At 37.4% G+C, this 20,760-nt stretch carries 15 protein-coding genes; 12 read left to right on the top strand and 3 right to left on the bottom strand.

Features of this window, described 5'->3' with window-relative positions:
• Positions 1-55: 55 nt before the first annotated feature.
• The 9 genes from AAA923_RS06435 (at position 56) to AAA923_RS06395 (ending at position 13,485) form a co-directional block, all read left to right on the top strand.
• Positions 56-1,939 (top strand): LTA synthase family protein, encoded by a 1,884-nt coding sequence (locus tag AAA923_RS06435; protein ID WP_338215611.1) that lies wholly within the window; start codon positions 56-58, stop codon positions 1,937-1,939.
• Positions 1,940-2,308: 369 nt separating this feature from the next.
• A complete protein-coding gene (locus AAA923_RS06430) occupies positions 2,309-4,195 on the top strand; it encodes an LTA synthase family protein (protein ID WP_338215610.1) in 1,887 nt (628 codons plus the stop codon).
• Between the two features lie 224 nt (positions 4,196-4,419).
• On the top strand, positions 4,420-5,529 hold the full coding sequence (locus tag AAA923_RS06425) for a DMT family transporter (RefSeq protein WP_338215608.1): 1,110 nt from the start codon (positions 4,420-4,422) through the stop codon (positions 5,527-5,529).
• A gap of 117 nt (positions 5,530-5,646) precedes the next feature.
• A complete protein-coding gene (locus tag AAA923_RS06420) occupies positions 5,647-6,567 on the top strand; it encodes an aldo/keto reductase (protein WP_338215606.1) in 921 nt (306 codons plus the stop codon).
• Between the two features lie 28 nt (positions 6,568-6,595).
• Complete coding sequence (locus AAA923_RS06415; protein WP_338215604.1) at positions 6,596-7,204, top strand: NAD-dependent epimerase/dehydratase family protein; 609 nt, start codon at positions 6,596-6,598, stop codon at positions 7,202-7,204.
• A 665-nt stretch (positions 7,205-7,869) separates the two neighbouring features.
• Positions 7,870-9,492, top strand: a complete 1,623-nt coding sequence (locus AAA923_RS06410) for an APC family permease (RefSeq protein WP_338215602.1) — start codon at positions 7,870-7,872, stop codon at positions 9,490-9,492.
• Positions 9,493-9,807: 315 nt separating this feature from the next.
• Positions 9,808-11,436, top strand: coding sequence for an APC family permease (locus AAA923_RS06405; RefSeq protein ID WP_338215600.1), 1,629 nt, complete (start codon positions 9,808-9,810; stop codon positions 11,434-11,436).
• A gap of 661 nt (positions 11,437-12,097) precedes the next feature.
• Positions 12,098-12,631 carry a DUF1836 domain-containing protein gene (locus tag AAA923_RS06400; protein WP_338215598.1) on the top strand — a complete coding sequence of 178 codons (534 nt, stop codon included), beginning with the start codon at positions 12,098-12,100 and terminating at the stop codon, positions 12,629-12,631.
• Between the two features lie 5 nt (positions 12,632-12,636).
• Positions 12,637-13,485: a DegV family protein gene (locus AAA923_RS06395; RefSeq protein ID WP_338215597.1), complete on the top strand. Its 849-nt coding sequence runs from the start codon at positions 12,637-12,639 to the stop codon at positions 13,483-13,485.
• 159 nt (positions 13,486-13,644) lie between these two features.
• Here AAA923_RS06395 and AAA923_RS06390 read toward each other — a convergent pair whose 3' ends face one another.
• The gene (locus AAA923_RS06390; protein WP_338215595.1) at positions 13,645-14,169 is read right to left on the bottom strand and encodes a PadR family transcriptional regulator; all 525 of its coding nucleotides are present in this window, start codon (positions 14,167-14,169) and stop codon (positions 13,645-13,647) included.
• Positions 14,170-14,239: 70 nt separating this feature from the next.
• On the opposite strand from AAA923_RS06390, the gene AAA923_RS06385 reads away from it, so the two are divergent.
• Entirely contained in the window at positions 14,240-15,658 is a 1,419-nt protein-coding gene (locus AAA923_RS06385) for an MFS transporter (RefSeq protein WP_338215593.1), read from the top strand.
• A 411-nt stretch (positions 15,659-16,069) separates the two neighbouring features.
• Here AAA923_RS06385 and AAA923_RS06380 read toward each other — a convergent pair whose 3' ends face one another.
• Positions 16,070-17,425 carry a cytosine permease gene (locus AAA923_RS06380; protein WP_338215591.1) on the bottom strand — a complete coding sequence of 452 codons (1,356 nt, stop codon included), beginning with the start codon at positions 17,423-17,425 and terminating at the stop codon, positions 16,070-16,072.
• Between the two features lie 203 nt (positions 17,426-17,628).
• Between AAA923_RS06380 and codA the strand changes: the two genes are divergently transcribed.
• Both codA and AAA923_RS06370 read left to right on the top strand, forming a co-directional pair.
• Positions 17,629-18,861, top strand: coding sequence for a cytosine deaminase (gene codA / locus AAA923_RS06375; RefSeq protein WP_338215589.1), 1,233 nt, complete (start codon positions 17,629-17,631; stop codon positions 18,859-18,861).
• A gap of 378 nt (positions 18,862-19,239) precedes the next feature.
• Positions 19,240-19,923, top strand: coding sequence for a GTP pyrophosphokinase (locus AAA923_RS06370; protein ID WP_338215587.1), 684 nt, complete (start codon positions 19,240-19,242; stop codon positions 19,921-19,923).
• Between the two features lie 54 nt (positions 19,924-19,977).
• Here the strand turns inward: AAA923_RS06370 and AAA923_RS06365 are convergent, their stop codons facing one another.
• A complete protein-coding gene (locus AAA923_RS06365; protein WP_338215585.1) occupies positions 19,978-20,520 on the bottom strand; it encodes a GNAT family N-acetyltransferase in 543 nt (180 codons plus the stop codon).
• Positions 20,521-20,760 lie beyond the last annotated feature (240 nt).

Genomic DNA, 20,760 nt, shown 5'->3' with positions numbered 1-20,760 from the left:
AAAATAATTGGTTTAAAATACATATTATGATTATATGATGAGGGTGTTTTATTTAATGCATAAAAAAATTAATGTTTTAGGAATCTTGCAGATATTATTTATGATAGCGTCGTCTTTCGCTGTGGGGATCGTTTTAAACTACGCTCAAACTAATGACTTTCTATTCACAATGTCAATCGTACTGTTAAGTAATTTGAATACGTATTTATTAACTGTCTTGATTTTATTTATAATTTATTTGGGGTTGTATGGACTATTTAATCGATTTTTTTACGCTTCAGCGTTCTACTTTATCTTCTTTTTGATTTACGCTGTGGCCGATCGTTTGAAAGTTACATATCGTTCTGAACCAGTCTTACCAAGTGATCTCTTATTATTGAAGAATATTAAGAGTTTGATGTCGATGGTAACGGCCAAGTTAATTGTTGCGATGATTGTCGTATTTATCGTTGCTATTGGCGTGTTCATATTATTAGAACACCATTTTGGAAAATTAACGATGCGTTTTAGACCCGTTACAAGGCTGATTTTTATTGCATTAACTGCTTTCAGTATCGGGATATTTTATACAGCCAGTGATACAAATTCAGCAACTTATAAAATCTTAGCTGCAACGGGTTACACAAATTTGGATTCTAACATTAATAAATCGGCTAATACGAATGGCCCTATGTTGACGTTCTTAGGTAATATCCACGTTGATATTATGGATAAACCCAAGGGGTACAGCAAACAAGCAATGGAAGATATTGTTAAAAAGTATCGTCAAGAGGCTAAGGGTATCAATAAAGACCGTGATAACAACGATTTGAGCAAACAAACATTAATTTTTGTCCTAAGTGAAAGTTTCTCTGACCCAACTCGTGTGCCTAATATTAAGATGAACCAAGATCCAATGCCTAATATTAGAAATATTAAAAATAATACAACTTCAGGATTGATGATGAGTTCTGGTTACGGCGGTGGTACTGCCAACATGGAATACATGGCTTTGACTGGCTTGGCAATGAATCAATTTTCTGACACTTTGCAATCGCCTTATACACAGGTTGTTAACAAACAGGAAAATCCTATCAATATTTCGAATAACTTTAAGACTTCTGCAGCCATCCATCCTTATCATGGTAATTTCTATAATAGAAATTCAGTTTATAGAACCTTTGGGATTCAATCATTTAGAAACCTTGATACTAAAGGAAATCCAGCGCTTAAATACACCAACACTATTCCGGGAATGGAATATATCAGTGATGATTCAGCTTATAAAGATGCACTTTGGCAAATTAATCAAACAAGTGGTGGCCAATTTATCAATTTGGTAACTATGCAAAATCACATGCCATACTTGAATCAATATGCTAAAAATGAATTTAAGAATACTGGGGCAGGGGTTCTAGATAAAACACGTGACCAAGTTAACAATTATGCTAAAGGTATGAGTATTACTGATACTGAAACCAAGGATTTCTTGGCTAAATTGGATAATATTAAAAAGCCAATTACAATGGTCTGGTACGGTGACCATTTGCCTGGTATTTATGACAATGATAATATGTATCAATATAACGTTCCCGAACATGAGACAGACTACTTTATCTACAGTAACAAGTATGCCCGTGATCATAATTACGGAACGGATAAGTTAACTGATTCAACAGAAGTGACCGATCCAAACGGATTTATTCCATTGGCATTGAAACAGATGAATCAGAAAGTTACACCATATTATGCTCTATTGACTAAAGTGCAAGAAGAAGTACCTGCGATGGCTAAAAACGTTGCCGAGGGTAGCAATTCTTTGTATGTCAACAAAGATAGTAAGGAAGTAACTACCAAGGATATGACAGCTAAACAAAAGAAATTGATTCATGATTATGAATTGGTTCAATATGATTTAACAGCTGGTAAGAATTATTCAAAGGCTACTATTAACAAGTAGGGCCGCCTCCGGTTTTAGGTAAATGGGGTTGAGGACCGGGCCGAGCCAAGGTCTCGTCCCTCGATTTGAAGCCTTGCAAAAGCAGCAAGTCTCCAAATTCGCCCTGTGGAGTAAGAACGAGAGAACCGCTCGTCCTAACTCCACCTCCACAGCGTACCCCATTCACCTGAAACCTCCAGCTAATGTATATCTGGATTAAATTAATAGGTTATATGCGTATCATTTAAAGAAATTGATTTAATGAGAATAATTAAAAATGTGAATTTCATTTATTGGAATTCACATTTTTTTATTACATTAATTTCAGAGTACTGTTGAAAATGAGTTACTATATAAGTTATTGAATTAACAAATAAGGGTGTTTTTATTATGCATAAAAATAAATCTAATATCTTCTTACATTGTCTACAAATATTCTTTATTATTCTATCGGCTTTTATTGTCGGTTATTTACTGAACTATTCGCAGACTGGAATTTTTGAAATGACTAACGGCATTTTGTTCAAAACCAATGTCGTTCCATATTTAATAACGGCATTGATTTTGACGTTGCTGTATTTAGGTGTGTACGGGCTGTTTAATCGCTTTTTCTATGCGACTGCCGTATTTTACGTGTTCTTCGCGATTTATATTGTGGCAAATAAATTAAAAGTTATGTACCGTTCAGAGCCAGTGTTACCAAGTGATCTGGGATTTCTATCCAACGCAAAAGAAATGCTTTCAATGATCAGTGGCAAAGTGGTTTTGATTGTCGTTGCCGTCGTTTTACTGGTCGTTACGGTCTGTGTAATTTTGGAGAAGATTTTCTCGAATAAGTTATGGCGTTTTAACATCGTTACAAGAGTTGTCCTAGTGGTTTTGGCAATTTCAAGTATTGGTGTCTTTTATAACGTTAATAAGGAAGGCTCGACTATCAACAAATTGATGACCAAAGCGGGTTATTCTAATTTCACGCCTAATATTAGTATGACGGCCACAACTAATGGTCCACTATTAACCTTTTTAGGTAATATGCACGTCGATATTATGGATCAACCAAGCGGTTATAATAAGACAGCAATGAAAAATTTAGTTACCAAATATCAAAATGTTGCTGACAATATTAATCAAAATCGTCCCAATCATAATTTGAGTGACCAGACATTGATTTTTGTTTTGAGCGAAAGTTTTGCGGATCCTAGTCGAGTACCGAATATTAAGATTAGCCAAGAAGCTGCTCCCAAGATTATGAATATTAAAAAGGAAAATACCTCTGGATTGATGCTCAGCTCAGGTTACGGTGGGGGAACTGCCAATATGGAATATATGACTTTCACCGGCTTGGCATTCAATCAATTTTCGAAATCGCTACAATCGCCATATACACAGCTAGTTACGAAACAAGATCACCCAGTCAACATCGTCAATAGTTTCAAGAAGTCGGCAGCCATTCACCCATTCCACGGAAACTTTTACGATCGTCAGACGGTATATCCAAAATTTGGTTTTCAAAGTTTTAGAAATATTGATTCTAAGGGAAAACTAGCACTCAAATACACCGATACAATCGGTAACAACCCTTATGTCAGCGATGAAGCCTCTTACAAAAATACTTTGTGGCAAGTTAATCAAAATAAAGGTGGTCAATTTATAAGTTTGGTCACAATGCAAAATCATATGCCTTATAACGTTATGTATGACAATAATCAGTTTACTGTCACGAATGGTAAGGGTGCGGAGATTCCACTACAAGTAGGAAACTATGCTAAAAGTATTAACTTCACTGATAATTCGACCCAAGATTTCTTGGATAAATTAGATGCAATCAAAAAACCAATCACCGTTGTTTGGTATGGCGATCACTTGCCAGGTTTGTACGCTAAAAATTCAATGAATGATTATAACGTCATTCAGCACGAAACAGATTACTTTATATATAGTAATAAGTACGCAATCAACCATGGTTACGGGACAAAGAAGTTAACTGACTCAACCAAGATAACCGATCCAAACGGATTCATTCCATTGGCTTTGAAGCAGATGAATCAACAAGTAACGCCTTACTATGCGCTATTAACAAAGGTTCAAGAGAAGATACCAGCAATGGCGAAAAACAGTGTTGGAACGAACGAAAACCTCTATGTTGATTCCAATAGTAAACAAGTTTCAACGAAAGATTTAACAGAATCACAGAAGAAACTATTGCATGATTATAAATTAGTCCAATACGATTTAACGTTCGGAAAAGGCTACAGTAAAGCAACAATTAATAAGTAAAGAATATTGAAATTGAATAGACTACAGTTTTCCATAAGAGGACGGACTGTAGTCTATTTATATATGAAAATGATTCGTAAATATTCCTATTATTATCAGTTAAAAAATAAATCAGCTCCGGAGACGGAATATTTAATAACTGGAAACACTTACATTTTTTACGACCCAAAAATGAGAGTACACTAAACATATTCACTTATAAAAAATGGGGATGACATTAAGTTTTGAATTTAAAGGGTTTTCTATACATATTGATACCAACATTCTTATTCAGCTCAATGGAAATTGCGTTGAAGATTGCTGGAGGACAGTTTAATCCAATCGAATTGAATTTTATTAGATTCTTGATTGGTGGATTGGCTTTATTACCATTTACTATTCTTTACCTAAAGAAGAATAATGTTCGAATCGACAGATCAGGTTGGGGAAAAATTGCGCTAACTGGATTTGTTATCGTAGTTTTGAGTATGACACTTTATCAACTATCAATCGGAATGACTAAAGCTTCTGTCATTGCCATTATGTTGAGTGCCAACCCAATTTTTGGTTTGATCATTGGCTTCGTGTTCCTAAAAGAAAAATTATCCAGAACCAACGTCTTGGCTTTGATCCTAACATTAGTTGGTCTCTTGATTATCATCAATCCATTCCACCTTTCCGGGGCAATGGGGATCGTCTTAGGTCTTTTGTCATCAATTATCTTTGGTATTTATGGAGTTATGTCACGTGTCTATGGCGGCAAGTTAGGCTTGAATGGTCTTTCAATGACTTGTTTAGCTTTCTTGTTTGGTGCTACAGAGCTTGGTATTTTAATGGGTATTACTCATATTCCAGCTGTTGCTAACGCTATTCCTAGTGGCTTTTCTGAATTTTCTAGAATTCCATATTTCCAAGGCATCAGTCTTCAAACATTGCCATTGATTCTTTACATTTCCGTGCTTGTCACTGGTGTGGCTTTCGGTTTGTACTTCGTATCAATGGAAAAAGTTGGTATTTTACAAGCATCATTGATTTTCCTTGTTAAACCAGCTTTGGCTCCCGTTCTAGCTTTGTTCATTTTAGGCGAATCAATGAACGCCAATACTATTTTCGGTATTGTCGTAATCCTATTTGGTTCATTGATTACACTTATTGGCGAAAAGATTGCTTATGGTGTTATGGCTATCTTCAGACGTAACAATCCTGAAGCACATCCACAAGTTGATGAATTGGAAGTTGTTAAAGATAAAATTGAAAATAGCGAGCTTGCTAAGCGCCGTAAAGCTACGGAAGCAGCTGTTCGTAACTCCTTAGAAGAGAAACGTGAAAGTCGCGAAGTACCTTCTGAAGATTAAAATATAAAAATAAGATTATGCTAAATATGCATAATCTTATTTTTTTTGTTTTCATTGAGCTATTATAAAGGTAACGGTTTCAAAACAACCCGATTGTAATGAGGAGGCTCGCTGTTAATGGAGAATTTGATTAGAATTGGTAACACAGATGTGACGAGTAAGAAAATCGGCCTTGGTACTAACAAGGTTGGAGGACATAATCTCTTCCCGAATTTGAAAGATGAGGACGGTTATGCAGTCGTTAAAGAAGCAATTGAGAGTGGAATTACAACTTTGGACACGGCTTACATGTACGGTTTGGGGCGTTCCGAAGAGATTATTGGTGATGTGATTCAAAACTATGATCGGAGTAAGTTAGTGATTGCCACTAAGGCTGCTCAGGATTCAAACAATGATTTAAAGAATAATAATGATCCAAAATTTTTAAAGAATGCTGTTGATGAGGCATTGAAACGTCTCAAAACAGATTATATTGATATCTTTTACATTCACTTTCCAGATGAACAAACGCCAAAGAATGAGGCTGTCGCTGCTTTGAATGAACTTAAACAAGCTGGCAAAATCAAGGCAATTGGTGTTTCGAATTTCTCATTGGCTCAGATTAAAGAGGCTAACAAGGATGGCTTGGTCGACATCGTTGAGGATAATTACAGTCTGCTACATAGGGATGCAGAGAAAGAATTATTCCCATACTTGCGCCAAAACGATATTTCATTTGTACCATATTTCCCATTAGCATCAGGTTTGTTGACGGGAAAGTACAGTGCAGCAGATGCCAAGAAATTCAGTCAATACACACCAGCGCAGTTTGATAAAGTATTGGCAGCGATTGACCAAGGTCGCAAGTTGGCTAAGAAGTACGATGCCACAGTAGCGCAAGTTATCTTGGCTTGGTACATGAAGAATCCTGATATTTCAATCGTTATACCAGGAGCTAGAAAACCAGCACAAGTTGAACAAAATGTTAAAGCATTAAACGTGGATCTAGGAAATACCGACTATCATGCGATTGACGAAGCATTTTCCGATTTCGAATAGAACTTAGAATAAGGGAGAAATAGTAATTATGGCAAAAAAAGTAGTAATTTTTGGTGCAAACGGATTTGTTGGTAGTGAGTTTGCTAAAGCATTTATTGAAAATGGAGATTCAGTAACAAGTGTTTCCAGAACGGGTGAACCACTAGGCAATGACGCATGGCACAAACAAGTTGATTGGAAAATCGGCAATGCTTTGTCAAAAGGATTCTGGACTGAAAATTTGAAAGACGCTGATGTCGTAGTTGATACGATCGGTGAATATAAAGAACAACCAAACGAGAATTTAACTTTCGAAAAAGTTAACTATCAAAGTGCTTTGAATATTGCGGATGCAGCCGAAGCAAACAAAGTTCCAGTCTTCGTTTACATTTCAGCTGAAGATATTCCTGGAGCTAACAAACGTTATATCCAAACAAAACGTGATGCAGAAGATAACCTGAACAAACGTAGTTTTAGAACAGTTGTTATCCGTCCAACGACCATGGTAACGAGCGACGATAAAGTTGATGCAAGCGAAAAGTATCACAGTATTACAGTTGATATGGTGGCTTTAGTCGGAATTGATGCTGTTGAAAATTCTAAGAAGAACGTTACATTAGGAATTGAAGAATTAGATAACGATGAAGTAAATGAATAGCTTTTGAAAAAGGGTATCTCATAATTGAGATGCTCTTTTTATTTAGGGTGCTCCGGTCGTCAGTAATATAGTCCTGCTGTGGGACCGGCTCGAGCCAAAGTGCGGTCTCGACCCTCGATTTTGAGCCGAAAACCACGTCTCAAAATTCGTCCTGTGGTGTAACGGCTAAAGCCGTAACGCCACTTTCACTGCTGGACTATATTACTGACGACCTCCGATTAGGGTATAGCCTTGTTTCTAATTTAATTTGGATTCTAAATTTGTCTTATGTAATGCTTGTATTAACATTTTGCTGATACAAGTTATCGTATTTTTAAAGGAATTCATATATTGTATTGCCAGTTTTATTGATCTAGTTATAAAAAAATAAATTAGTCGGAAGAGCTGAGAGCAAGTATCACCTGCTGTGGTTGTGGCGTTACGGCTTTAGCCGTTACACCACCGGGCGAGTTTGGAGACTCGCGGTTTTTGCGAGGCTTCAAACCGAGGTTCGAGACCGCCCCCAGGCTCGGACCGGTCCGCATAGCAGGTGATACTTGCTCTCAGCTCTGGAGACGGCAAATAAAATCTAAAGTAAGTGTTTTCACCCCTATTGTTGTAATTTAATAAGTTGTAAAATATAAACTTGTGTTTTATATATAAATATTTTATCGGGGAGATTATTTATGGAAGATTTGGAACCAAAAAAGAGCTATATTAGTTGGCCAATTCTTGCCTTAATGGATTTTGTTACCGTAATCGGTTTTGATGATTTAACATATAACTTTCAAAACCAAGGTATGGGTGTTATTACTTCATGGATTATCATGCTATTTTTATATGTCATCCCATATTCATTAATGGTTGGTCAATTAGGATCAGTTTTCAATCACGAAGGTGGTGGACTAACTTCATGGGTCCGTGGAACTAGTGGGGAGTTTCTAGGATACTTTACTGCGTGGACTTACTGGGCAGCGTCAATTCCTTACGTTGTTGACACAGCCAACTCAATTGTTGTTGGTTTAGGCTGGGCCTATTATGGTAATGCACGTTTGCAAAGTCATATGTCGAACGGCTGGTTTGCCTTTTGGACTTTGATAACATTTATCGTCTTTATTTTTGTTCAGTCTCGTTTCAAACGTTCATTGGAAGTATTGAGTACGATTGGTGGAATTGCTATGTTCGGAATGACAGTGTTATTCGTTCTGATGACATTCACCGCTTTATCAATGGGTGGTCACATCGCAACGCAACCAATGAATATTCATACAATTGTTCCAAAATTTGATTTACATTATCTAACGACTATTGGTTTATTGATTTATGCCGTTAATGGTGCTGAATTGATTGCACCGTTCGTTACGAAAATGCGTCATCCTAAACGTGAATTTCCTAAAGCTATGATTATGTTAGCCGTTATGACGGCCTTTCTAACTATCTTTGGTTCATTCTCATTGGGTGTATTCTTTGACGCTTATCATTTACCAAATGACTTGAAGATGAATGGTTCATACTATGCATTCCAAGCTTTGGGTGAACAATATCATCTAGGTAACTTGTTAATGTACATCTTTGCTTGGACAGAAGTTTTCTATTTAGCAGCGTTGTTGGCAGTTTTGTTGGATGCAATGACAAGAATGTTGATTTCAGATACCGGTGCTAAATACATGCCAAAGGTTTTACGTAAAACTAATGGTAATGGATTGCCAGTTAATGGTTATTTATTAACTTGTGGTTTGAGCGCGTTCATCATGTTGCTTGGTATTTTCTTGCCAAGTATGAATGATATCTTCAATTGGCTATTAAACTTGAACGGAATCATTTCACCAGGTGTTACTTGCTGGATTTTCTTCGCATTTATTAAAATTCGTCAAGATAGTAAAAAGTTCCCATCTGATTATGTTTATATCAAAAATGATAAATTAGCATTGTCAGTTGGTTGGTGGTGCTTAATTATCACTGCCATAGCGACAATTTTTGGTATCGGACCTCAAGATGTTACCTTTGGTGGATCAACTTGGTGGTATGAGTTAATTATTAACTTTGTATCTCTGATCGTCTTGATTGGATTAGGGGCCTTGTTGCCATACGTTACTCGCCGTGAGACACGTAGTACAACAGGTTCAGCCTTTACACGTCTACAATGGATTGGTATCTTAGCTGCATTGTTCTTAACAATTGTTGGTGATTTATACTTGGGTGGTTCTAATTACGAGCACAACATCGTTTCAATTGTTATGTTAAGTATTTTGGGAATTGCGCTAGTAGTAGCATTTGGCTGGAAAGAATATAATTTAGCTGAAAAATAATTCAAAAAGAACGTGGTAAATTAACTTTTATCACGTTCTTTTTTTAACGGCATCATTTAGAAAAGGTTACATAAAATATTTCTGTATGCTAGCCAGTTTTTTTATGGTAAAATATTTCGAGTTGCTTAACTTTCCATAATGTATACCAAAAGGTCAATCTGTATGATTGCGGTCATGTCGGGGAAGTAAGCGCTTAATTTTTTTGATATTTTTAAATCATTTCTCTACTATTTATTTTTAAATATTGTATATTTGAAGTAACCGTTAGGTGAATAAATTAGAAAGAATGATTTATTTTCACTTGAGGAAAACGCCATGACAGAATTAGATACAAAGAAGAAGTATATCAGCTGGCCAGTGTTGGCCCTGATGGATTTTGTGACAGTTGTTGGGTTTGATGACCTGACTTACAACTTCCAAAACCAAGGAATGGGCGTTATAACGTCCTGGATCATTATGATTCTCCTTTATGTTATTCCGTACTCGTTGATGGTGGGCCAGTTGGGGTCCACGTTCGATGACGACGGTGGTGGATTAACATCTTGGGTAAGAGAAACTAGTGGAGAGTTCTTAGGCTATTTCGCAGCGTGGACATATTGGGCTGCCTCAATTCCTTATGTTGTTGATACCGCAAATACTATCGCGGTGGCATTAGGATGGGTCGTTAACGGTAACGCAAAGCTACAGACACAGATGTCAAACAGTCATTTTGCACTATTTACATTGTTGATCTTTATCTTTTTCATAATCATCCAATCCCGTTTCGAGCGATCGCTTGAAATACTGAGTACTATTGGTGGAATCGCCATGTTTGGAATGACGGTCTTATTCGTTTTGATGACCGTAACGGCTCTTTCGATGGGTGGTCACATTGCGACCAAGCCGTTGACCGTCCACACAATTGTACCTACATTTAATCTGCATTATCTGACGACTTTAGGATTTTTGATCTTTGCTATTAATGGTGCTGAAAGAATTGCGCCATTTGTAACGAAGATGCGTAATCCTAACCGTGACTTTCCAAAAGCCATGATTATGTTGTCAGTGATGACTGGATTCTTAACAATTTTTGGATCATTCTCATTAGGTGTCTTTTTCAACGCCTATCATTTACCAGATGATTTGAAAATCAACGGATCCTATTATGCGTTCCAAGCTTTGGGCAATCGATTCCATATGGGGAATACATTGATGTATCTCTTTGCCTTTACAGAAATTTTCTATTTAGCTGCCTTATTGGCCGTCTTGTTGAATGCAATGACGAGAATGTTGATTTCTGATACAGGCAATAAGTACATGCCCAAGTTTTTGCGCAAAACTAATTCCGCAGGGTTACCTATCAACGGGTATTTGTTAACAGTTGGCTTGAGTGCCTTTATCATGTTCTTAGGTATTTTATTGCCAAACATGAAAGATATTTTCAACTGGCTGTTAAACTTGAATGGAATTATTTCACCTGGTGTAACTTGTTGGATCTTCTGGTCCTTTATCAAAGTCAGATGGCATGATGACAAGTTCAGTTCAGGGTACGTTTATATTAAAAATAAAAAATTATCATTAATTGTCGGTTGGTGGTGTTTGCTCCTAACAGGAGTAGCTACAATAGCTGCCGTAGGGCCACAAGATGTCCCATTCGGTTCATCAATGTGGTGGTATGAATTAGTTATTAATTTTGTAGCCATTATTGTTTTAATTGGGTTAGGTTTTGTATTACCATACATTACGAAGAGAGAAAGACGGAGTCAAACTGGAACAGCCTTTACCAAAGTACAGCGCATTGGTATCTGGGTAGCAGTTTTGGCAACGTTACTAGGCGATTTGTATTTAGGTGACACGAATTTCGGTCGTAATGTTGGTTATATTATTTTATTGACAACCGCGGGCTTAGCGCTAGTAATAGCAATGGGTTGGCGCGAACATGATTTGAAGGAAAGTCTTGAATAGTATTCAGGGCTTTTTTGCTATCCGTCTCCAGGACAGAGAACATTTACCTGCTATGCGGACCGGCGTGAGCCAAGGTCTCACACCTCGGTTTGAAGACTTACCAAGGACCGGTAAGTCTTCAAACACGCCCGGTGGTGTAATGGCTAAAGCCATAACGCCACACCCACAGCGGGTAAATATTCTCTGTCCTTCCGACTAGTTATTTCACTTATTCTTCATTTTGAATTTTATATTTTGGAAGCTCCTAATTGGGTTTGAGTATAAGTCTTTTTGATCTAATGAAATTCAAATTGAATATAATTATTGCCGTTACAGTATTTTTTGATTTAAAGATGAACAAAATCCCCATTAATTACTCTTCATAAAGAAAAGATTAGTTGGAAGAGCTGAGAGTATTCATCTGCAGCGAAAGTGGCGTTAGAGCTTCAGCTCTTACACCACCGGACGTGTTGGAGATTTTCCGCCCTTTGGAAAGGCTTCAACCGAGGTTCGAGACCGTTCTTTGGCTCGAGCCGTGCCGCGCAGCAGAATGAATACTCTCAGCTCTGGAAACGGCAGACACATATATAATATTTTTACACCTAGTTTTAGAAACTAGATTGAATAGTTAGAATAACTATGATAAATTATAATGGTAATTACAAAAGGAGAGCGGTTACTTATGGATGAATTGCAAACATGGTTAGATAATATGGAAAACTATCACTTGCCAAGATTTGAGGAACTACCTGAATTGGACTTGTATCGTGATCAATTATTAACACTAGTTGATAAATATATCGGTCCAGTTTGGTTGGAGGATAGTCCAGTTGTCACAACCTCAATGGTTAATAACTATGTTAAGAATGGCTTGTTGCCACATCCTGAGAAGAAACGCTATACTCGTGAACATTTAGCCTATTTGATTGCCATTACTTTTTTGAAACAAGTAGTTTCTATCAATGACATTCAAGATGGGTTAGAGATTCAAACGAGATCAAAAGGTGGTATTGCTAAAGCATATGACTTTTTCTGTGACAAGCAGGAATTGGCATTGAAGATGCTCAATCATCGTGAAGAAGGTCAAGTGCTTTCCGAAAAAAACCAGTCATCAGCTTATTTGTTGGTGGAAATGGTCACGATGGCTTTTGCTACAAAATTAATTACGAAAAAAATATTAATGATTGAAACGAATAATTTAGACGAAAAGAGTTAATTATAATGGAAAAGATTGCTGTATTGGTAGATTCTTGTTGCGATTTACCGAAAGAATATCTCGAAAAACCTGGTATCTATGAATTACCAATGCAAATTGCTTACCATGACCGGACATACCTTGATCGTGTAGAAATTTCAGCTGAAGAAGTTTATAAAAATCTTCCGGTCGAAATTCCTAAGACTTCATTGCCTTCAGGTGAGTCGATTCAAGAGACACTCGATAAGATTGCTGCGGATGGATATGATCACATTGTCTCAATTTCAGTTTCATCAAGTTTGAGCGGGACATTTAATTTTTTGAAAGTCTTTCTCGATGATGACGATAGATTCACCTCAGCTTATTTTGATACAAAACAAGTTGCTGTGGCAGCGGGATTGATTGCTGTTGGGGCCAAAAATATGATTGATGACGGCAAAGAATTTGCTGATGTTACAGCTAAAGTTGCTGAGATGATTACCAAAACTGTTGTTTACTTCTGTATCCCAACGTTGGAATACTTGCGTGCTGGTGGTCGAATCAGTGCTGCTGCCGCTGCCGTTGGTGGAATCTTGAAATTAGCGCCAATTATTACTTGTAAAACTGATGGCTCATATACGATTGCTGCCAAGGCTCGTGGTATGAAAAAGGGCCAAAAGATGTTGTTGAACTTTGCTCAGGAATTCTTGAGTGATGGTAGTGATTGTCTTTTGGCAGTTGGACATGGTGCTGATGAACCTGGTGGTCAAAGGATGCTTGATTTATTACATGATAATGGAATTAAAGGTAAGGAAGAATTCTTGGGTCAAGTTGGACCTGCATTGGGAGTTCATACCGGACCAGGTTTGATTGGTATTGGAATCGTTAAAATTTAGAGAGTGCGACAAAACATGGTCAGCTTTCGAGCATTAAGGCAAATAGAGCAGTAATCCGATTTTGGATTACTGCTCTATTTGTTTTAAGCGGAAAGAGATATGTTTCGTAGCACGTTTAGGCTGTATATTTAATGCAAAAATAGTTATGTCACAGTCCGATTACTTTAATTCTTTTTTCCAAAGTTTAACGTCAGATTTCTTATTACTTAGTTCTTTTTTGATAATCAATTCACGTCCGTACTGCTCAGGATGATTGACGACCTCGGCTAATTCAAATTCTAGTTGCGCAATCTCAAGATTGAGTGTTTTAACTCGCAAAGCTAATAACTGTTTCAAAAGAGCTGAGTCTGTATGACCTAGGAAGTGTAACCGCAGAATAAAGTTATCGTTATCTAAAGTAGATTCAGGCGAAGATAGTGGCAATTTTAACCATTCTTCAAAGGTATCGCGACCATGCTCAGTTAATTGGTAAGTCTTCTTACGAGTATTGATATCGGTAGTAGGTAAGAGACTAATTAAATCATCATTCAGCATCCGATTTAATTCCGGATAAATTTGGCTGAAAGGTGCCGTCCAAAATTCGGCTTTTTCTTTGTCAAAGGTTTGCTTAATGTCATAACCAGTTAATGGTGTACGTGTCAGTAGTCCTAGAATCATGTATTGTAACGTGTTAGATCGTGCCATATGAATCTCCTTTACAATTCTAAACTATGTATTAAACTATATATATTAATATATAGCATCGAGGGGAATTATGAAACAAGTTGAGAATAAAAATTTAACAATGATTTTGATTGGTGTTGGAATTGTGATATTCATGTCTACTCTAGATAGTAGCATTGTCACCGTTGCGCTACCAGTCTTGAGCAAGGCGCTGAATACCAACATGAGCCTGATTAATTGGGTCGTGACGATGTATTTAATTGTTATGAGCAGTACTCTGATGATTTTTGGAAAATTAGGTGACAAGTATGGCAAGATAAAATTTTTCAAATGGGGAACAGTTATCTTTGTTGTCAGTTCGGCACTCTGTGCTTTATCAGTTAATTGGTTATCGTTGATTTTGTCACGTAGTCTACAAGCAATTGGAGCAGCGATGACGATGGCTACTTCAAACGGGATTATTGTAGAAGTTTTTCCAGATAATCGTCGCGGTCAAGCCTTAGGGTGGATGGGTTCATTCGTTTCACTCGGTGGTATTATTGGACCAAGTTTGGGCGGAATTCTATTAAACTTTTTCCCATGGCACATTATTTTCTGGTTGAATGTTCCAATAGGATTTATTGCTACGTATATTTTAGTTAAATATTTACCTAGTAAGTTGGATAAAACCTTTGCTAATGATGGATTTGACTTAACAGGTTCGATTTTATTGTTAGTTGGTTTTACTAGCATGTTTATCGGAATTCTCTTGAGTCAACAATGGGGTTGGGCCGATTGGCGCATTCTCAGTTTGACGATTGTTGGTTTAATCTTGTTAGTTATTCTTTATCGCTACGAATCCAAACAATCTGAACCAATCTTGCCAGTTTCATTATTCAAAAATAAATGGTTTACGATGCAATTATTAGCTTGTTTCATGGTCTTTATCGTTGATTTCTTCTTCGATGTTTTGGCCCCATTTTACCTACAAAATGCTCGTGGATTCAGCCCATTATTTAGTGGCTTCTTCTTATTGATATTCCCAGTTGTACAATTGTTTATTGCCCCAATGTCAGGGTCCTTAGCTGACCGTCACGATCCATTTAAAATTACGTTAGTTGGTTTAGCAATCATCAGTTTTGGACAGATTTTCTATGTTATTAGTGGACTTCACAATCCAATCTGGATTTTTGCTATAGGAGCTTCCTTCGCCGGATTAGGCAACGGATTATTCCATTCTCCAAATAATGTTTTAGTTATGGGCAACGTCGATGAAAAAGACTATGGCTCAGCCGGCAGTGTTTACAGTTTAGCCAGAACAGTCGGGATGGTAGTTGGTTCAGCAATGTCGACAACATTATTATTTGGTTCAATGTCAATTTTGAACGGCAGCCGAGTTAAGTCATATATACCTAGCAAACCACAGTTATTTATTGACGGGATGCATATGACCTTTGGCTTATCATGTTTGATTAGTGTGATATTGTTGCTAGGAATTTTCTTATGGCATCGTAAAGCTAGTCAGAAATAAGCTGCCGTTTCCAGAATTGAGATTATTCATCTGCTGTATTTATGAATAGATATAAAAGCGTTTGAATATCTTTGCATTAAATTATTACTGACAAATTAGTCGGAAGAGCTGGGAAATATTTGTGTGCCGTGGCAGTGGTATAAGTATGGGAGGCATCCTCCCATACTTATACCACCGGACGTGTTTGGAGACTTGACGAACTGTGTCAAGGCTTCAAACCGAGGTTCGAGACCGAACTTTGGCTCGGACCGTTCCGCACAGCTTGAGAATATTTCCCAGCTCTGTAGACGGGATATTTCAAAGTCTTCTAAACGGTAGATTTACTAAATTTTTACATTAAATTAACCGTTAATTAATACAAAAATAATAGACTAATACTTATAATGAGAAATCATAAGTATTAGTCTATTTTTAGTTTTGTTTACTATTAACCATTTTGTTAGCAGCTAAGTAACAGATTGCTGTGATAAACATTGCTGGGAAAGTTGCTCCGGTTGTAGCGATGATGAATCCTAGTTTATTCAAGATAAGGTAACTGATTACACCGATTGCCCATGTGACGATGGCGACTGGATTAACACCTTTGGTATACCAGTAGCTACCGTTGACTTTAGAGAATTCAGAAACTTGATAGTTCTTGTGTTTAATGATGAAAAAGTCAATTAGGAAGATTGCAATTTCTGGTCCCAAGAACATGCCAATCCCATCGAGGAAGGTTTCAAAAGTTGTTAGGAAACTTGCAACGTAAACAGGGATGAATGTCATTACTGTTGCGACTAATGTAACAATCCAAAGTGCAGGTGTTAATTTTAAGTGGTGGAAAATATTTGTTAAAGCTGAGCCTGCAGCCATCAGGTTAACGGCATTAGCAGTTGTACTAGTGATAACGATGACCAACATGGCCAAGATTCCTAAGCCGAGTTTGGCAGCGATTGTACTAGGATCAGCGTTATTAGGGTCAAACTTGTTGATGGTGATGGCTGTGGCGATAGTAGCAATCAGACCGATGAAAGCGAACCAGAACAAACCAACATTAGCACCTAAGAATGAAGCTGTAGTTGCGGCGTGTTTGTCTTTTGTAAAACGACTGAAGTCCGCGGCAGCTGTTACCCAAGCTAAGTTAAAGGCAGCTAAGATATCAACAATTTTTCCACTAGGCAATTGGAACTTAGTAGCTGGTTCATATTTAACGATTTCGTGGAATGGGACAGTCTTTAGAACAACGATTGATTCCCAAGTAACTAGAATAATAACAAGAATAATTCCGACACGTTCGATCCATTTAACAGATTTTTCACCTAATGAAATCGAGATTAGATGTAGAATGGACATAACGACAATGCCGATGATAATACTGAATTGGTTGTGGAAAGAAGAACTGTTCCAACCAAGGATGTCTTTGAGGATGATACTGATTGACGTTGCAGCGATAAAAGTATTAATAGCAGCCCAACCAATGAATTGAACAACATTGACGATTGACGGAATGATTGAACCCTTGATACCAAAGGATGGTCGAGTTAGTACCATAGCAGGTAAACCCGTTTTATAACCCATGTATGATGCAAAGCCTAGTAAAATGTACGAAAGTGAACCAACGACTACTAACAAAGTAGACGCTTTGATTAAACCTACAGCTGCGATAACGCCTCCGATATACCAAGTACCGTTGTTCGCGTTAGCGCCAATCCAAGTCGCAAACATATCCCACTTGGACATTGCCCGCTGATCTGGTGTAGTTGCTTCAATATGTTCTTTTTTTGTCATTTTTCTACCCCCATATGTGAGCAGTAAAAAAAGGGACTGCTTGGATGAGCAGTCCCCTCGATTGTCAAAATTTACCGCTCTTTTGTCAGCCTCGCTGGACTGCCCTTAAAAAGATCTATATTGCTGTAAAGTCTAAAGTAGAAATTTGGCATTGTCAACTCAAAATTGTATACTATATCAAAAATTCGAAGGAGTGTATCGCAATGTTATTACAACAAGTCAAAATCGAAAATCGGCCGGCTCAAGATATCAGAATTGAAGATGGCAAATTTGCCGAAATTGCTGATCATTTAACACCCAAAGATGGTGAAGAAGTTATTGTTGGTCACGAAAAATTACTTTTGCCACCATTTGTTGATCCACATGTTCACTTGGACAGCACTTTGACTGCCGGTCAGCCAGAATGGAATGAAAATGGAACTTTATTTGACGGCATTCGTATCTGGTCAGAACGTAAAAAAGACCTGACTTATCAAGATGTCAAAAAACGTGCTACTTTAGCTTTGAAGATGCAAGCTAGTCACGGAATTCAGTTCGTTCGTTCACACGTTGATGTTACTGATCCTAGTTTGAAAGCTCTCAAAGCCTTGATTGATGTACGTGAGTCTGTTAAAGACTGGATGACATTGCAATTGGTTGCCTTTCCACAAGAAGGAATCCTTTCTTATCCAAATGGCAAGCAATTGATGGAAAAAGCTGTTGACTTGGGTGTTGACGTTGTCGGTGCTATTCCACACTTTGAATTCAATCGTGAATATTCAGTTGAATCACTCCACTTTGCTGTTGACTTAGCACAAAAAAATGACTTGTTGTTCGATGCACACTGTGATGAAATTGATGATCCAAGTTCTAGAAGCCTCGAAACCCTTGCAACGCTTGCCTATGAAAGTGGTATGGGCGAAAGAGTAACGGCGTCACACACTACCGCTATGGGTTCGTATAACGATGCTTATATGTACAAGTTGATGCGTCTTTTGAAGATGTCAAACATGAACTTTATTTCAAATCCATTAGTAAACATGTACCTTGGCGGACGTTTTGATACATATCCAAAACGCCGTGGTTTAACACGTGTTAAGGAACTTAACGAAAATGGAATCAATGTAGCCTTTGGTGAAGATGATATTAAAGATCCTTGGTATCCAATGGGTAACGGTAATATGTACGATGTTTTGGCAGAAGGATTGCACGCTACACAAATGATGGGTCACCAACAAATTATGGATTCATACAAATTCATTACAACTAACAGTGCCCGTGCCATGCATGTTCAAGATCAGTATGGAATTGAAGTCGGCAAACCAGCTAACTTTGTCTTGATCAATGCTCATAACTTCTATGATGCTTTGAACAAACGGGCTTCAGTCTTATTGTCAGTTCATAACGGTAAGATTATTGGCAAAACAAAGCCCGCCGAAACAGAATTATATATTTAAACCAAATAAGTATAGAATAAAGACAACCGAGTTGAGGTTGTCTTTTTGTTGTGAGAAAGTTTTTGATTTAATTAGGAATGAAAAGATTAAAGTTATAAAATCAGAGAAAGTATTATTATTTGCATATTGTTAAATTAGAATATAAATTCAAGAAATAAATTAGCTGGAGGGTTCAAGGGAGAAAGGTGCCAGCAGTGGTAGTGGTGTTATGGCTTTAGCCATTACACCACATGACGTTTTTTGAAATTCGCGGTTTTTGCGAAGTTCAAAAACGAGGGTCGAGACCGTACTTTGGCTCGAGCCGGTCCCACAGCAGGCAACTTTTCTCCCTTGAACCCGGAGGCGGAACTGACAATAATTCAAACAAAGGAAAAATGTATGATACTAGAAAGATCGAATTCTATTAATTTAAATAAACTTCAAACTCAATTGAGTGGTATCGCCAATCGCCCTGATATTGAGGAACTTTCTAAAATGATTAAGATGTATCAGCTTTATCAGGCTGGACAAAGAGAAATCAGTACTAAATTGGAAAATTTGGATGCTGAATTTCAAGTTAATTATGATTACAATCCCATTCATCATATGGAATCACGTATGAAGGATGTCCAGAGTTTGATCCAAAAAGCTGAGCGGAAAGGTTATGAATTGACCGCTGACAGTATCCAAGCAAATATTTATGATATTGCTGGAATTCGCGTGATCACTAATTATATTGACGATATTTATAATATCGAAAAACTGTTAACGCATCAAACTGACGTTACGTTGCTGCGCCGTAAGGATTACATCAAGCATCCGAAGGAAAGTGGCTATCGTAGTTTGCATATTGTTGTTAAAGTACCTGTTTTTCAAGCTAAAGGGCCAGTTGATGTACCAGTAGAAATTCAAATTAGAACTGTTGGCATGGATATGTGGGCTAGTTTGGAACATAAATTACGCTATAAAACTGACGCCAATCAAGAATTAGTTGATAAATATGGCAACCAGTTGAAGGGTTACGCTGAAGAACTAGAACAAATTGAACGTGGCATGCAAGGCATTCACAAGGAGTTAATTTAAAAGTCAAAAAAACTCTCTGTAATAATCATTTGATTATCACAGAGAGTTTTTTATTTAGACTGCTTCTACTTGTTGGTTGTCCATAATCCAGTCGGCTTTTTTTAATTCGTAAGCCATAACTTGGCGGACTTCTCCAGTGTGTGGTGAAGGGAAGGTGCCCATTGAACCTAGGTCACGCATGCCCATCTTTTGCATAACTTTGCCAGAACGTGGATTAGTGCTGGCGTAGTGAGCTTCAATTCTTTCAAAGTTCAAAACGTTAAAACCATAGGCCATCATGGCGCTGCCCACTTCAGCGACGTAGCCTTTGCCCCAAGCACTTTGTGCTAGAGCGTAAGTTAAAATGCCAGTGGCATCTTCAGGATGGAATTCATAGAAACCGATCAACTTATGTTCATCTTTTGTTTCGATTCCAAATGTATAAGCCGTGTTCAAAAAATGGCTTTCAAAAATAGCAGTGAAATTAGTTGGCGTTTTGACGTCACGATACCGTGTATATCGAACGACTGCTGGGTCCAACAAAATCGCTTCTAATGCATCATGGTCCACTGTTTGAAGCGGACGAATGATTAATCTCTCTGTTGTAATTTGACGCATCCTTCTTATCTCCAAATCATAAATTAGAATTTGAATATAAACTATTATTTGGCCGCTGTAAACAATTTTATTTCGGAAAAAATTGGACCAAAATTATAGAAAAATTGACAGGAATCAAGTTTTGCTTTCAAGTAGTCTTAATCGTTAATATATACGCTTCTAACATAAGTTATAGTGCCATGAGGATAATTACTCATAATAGGAATAATTGACGTTATAACGTCTTATATATGATTCAAT

The sequence above is a fragment of the Companilactobacillus muriivasis genome (assembly GCF_036246245.1).
Lineage (GTDB): Bacteria > Bacillota > Bacilli > Lactobacillales > Lactobacillaceae > Companilactobacillus > Companilactobacillus muriivasis.
This window is presented reverse-complemented; position numbering and strand designations above follow the sequence as displayed.

Coding starts and splice junctions, on each gene's coding strand:
- AAA923_RS06435 (WP_338215611.1), top strand. CDS start 56: ATGCATAAAAAAATTAATGTTTTAGGAATCTTGCAGATATTATTTATG.
- AAA923_RS06430 (WP_338215610.1), top strand. CDS start 2,309: ATGCATAAAAATAAATCTAATATCTTCTTACATTGTCTACAAATATTC.
- AAA923_RS06420 (WP_338215606.1), top strand. CDS start 5,647: ATGGAGAATTTGATTAGAATTGGTAACACAGATGTGACGAGTAAGAAA.
- AAA923_RS06415 (WP_338215604.1), top strand. CDS start 6,596: ATGGCAAAAAAAGTAGTAATTTTTGGTGCAAACGGATTTGTTGGTAGT.
- AAA923_RS06410 (WP_338215602.1), top strand. CDS start 7,870: ATGGAAGATTTGGAACCAAAAAAGAGCTATATTAGTTGGCCAATTCTT.
- AAA923_RS06405 (WP_338215600.1), top strand. CDS start 9,808: ATGACAGAATTAGATACAAAGAAGAAGTATATCAGCTGGCCAGTGTTG.
- AAA923_RS06400 (WP_338215598.1), top strand. CDS start 12,098: ATGGATGAATTGCAAACATGGTTAGATAATATGGAAAACTATCACTTG.
- AAA923_RS06395 (WP_338215597.1), top strand. CDS start 12,637: ATGGAAAAGATTGCTGTATTGGTAGATTCTTGTTGCGATTTACCGAAA.
- AAA923_RS06390 (WP_338215595.1), bottom strand. CDS start 14,169: ATGGCACGATCTAACACGTTACAATACATGATTCTAGGACTACTGACA.
- AAA923_RS06385 (WP_338215593.1), top strand. CDS start 14,240: ATGAAACAAGTTGAGAATAAAAATTTAACAATGATTTTGATTGGTGTT.
- AAA923_RS06380 (WP_338215591.1), bottom strand. CDS start 17,425: ATGACAAAAAAAGAACATATTGAAGCAACTACACCAGATCAGCGGGCA.
- codA (WP_338215589.1), top strand. CDS start 17,629: ATGTTATTACAACAAGTCAAAATCGAAAATCGGCCGGCTCAAGATATC.
- AAA923_RS06370 (WP_338215587.1), top strand. CDS start 19,240: ATGATACTAGAAAGATCGAATTCTATTAATTTAAATAAACTTCAAACT.
- AAA923_RS06365 (WP_338215585.1), bottom strand. CDS start 20,520: ATGCGTCAAATTACAACAGAGAGATTAATCATTCGTCCGCTTCAAACA.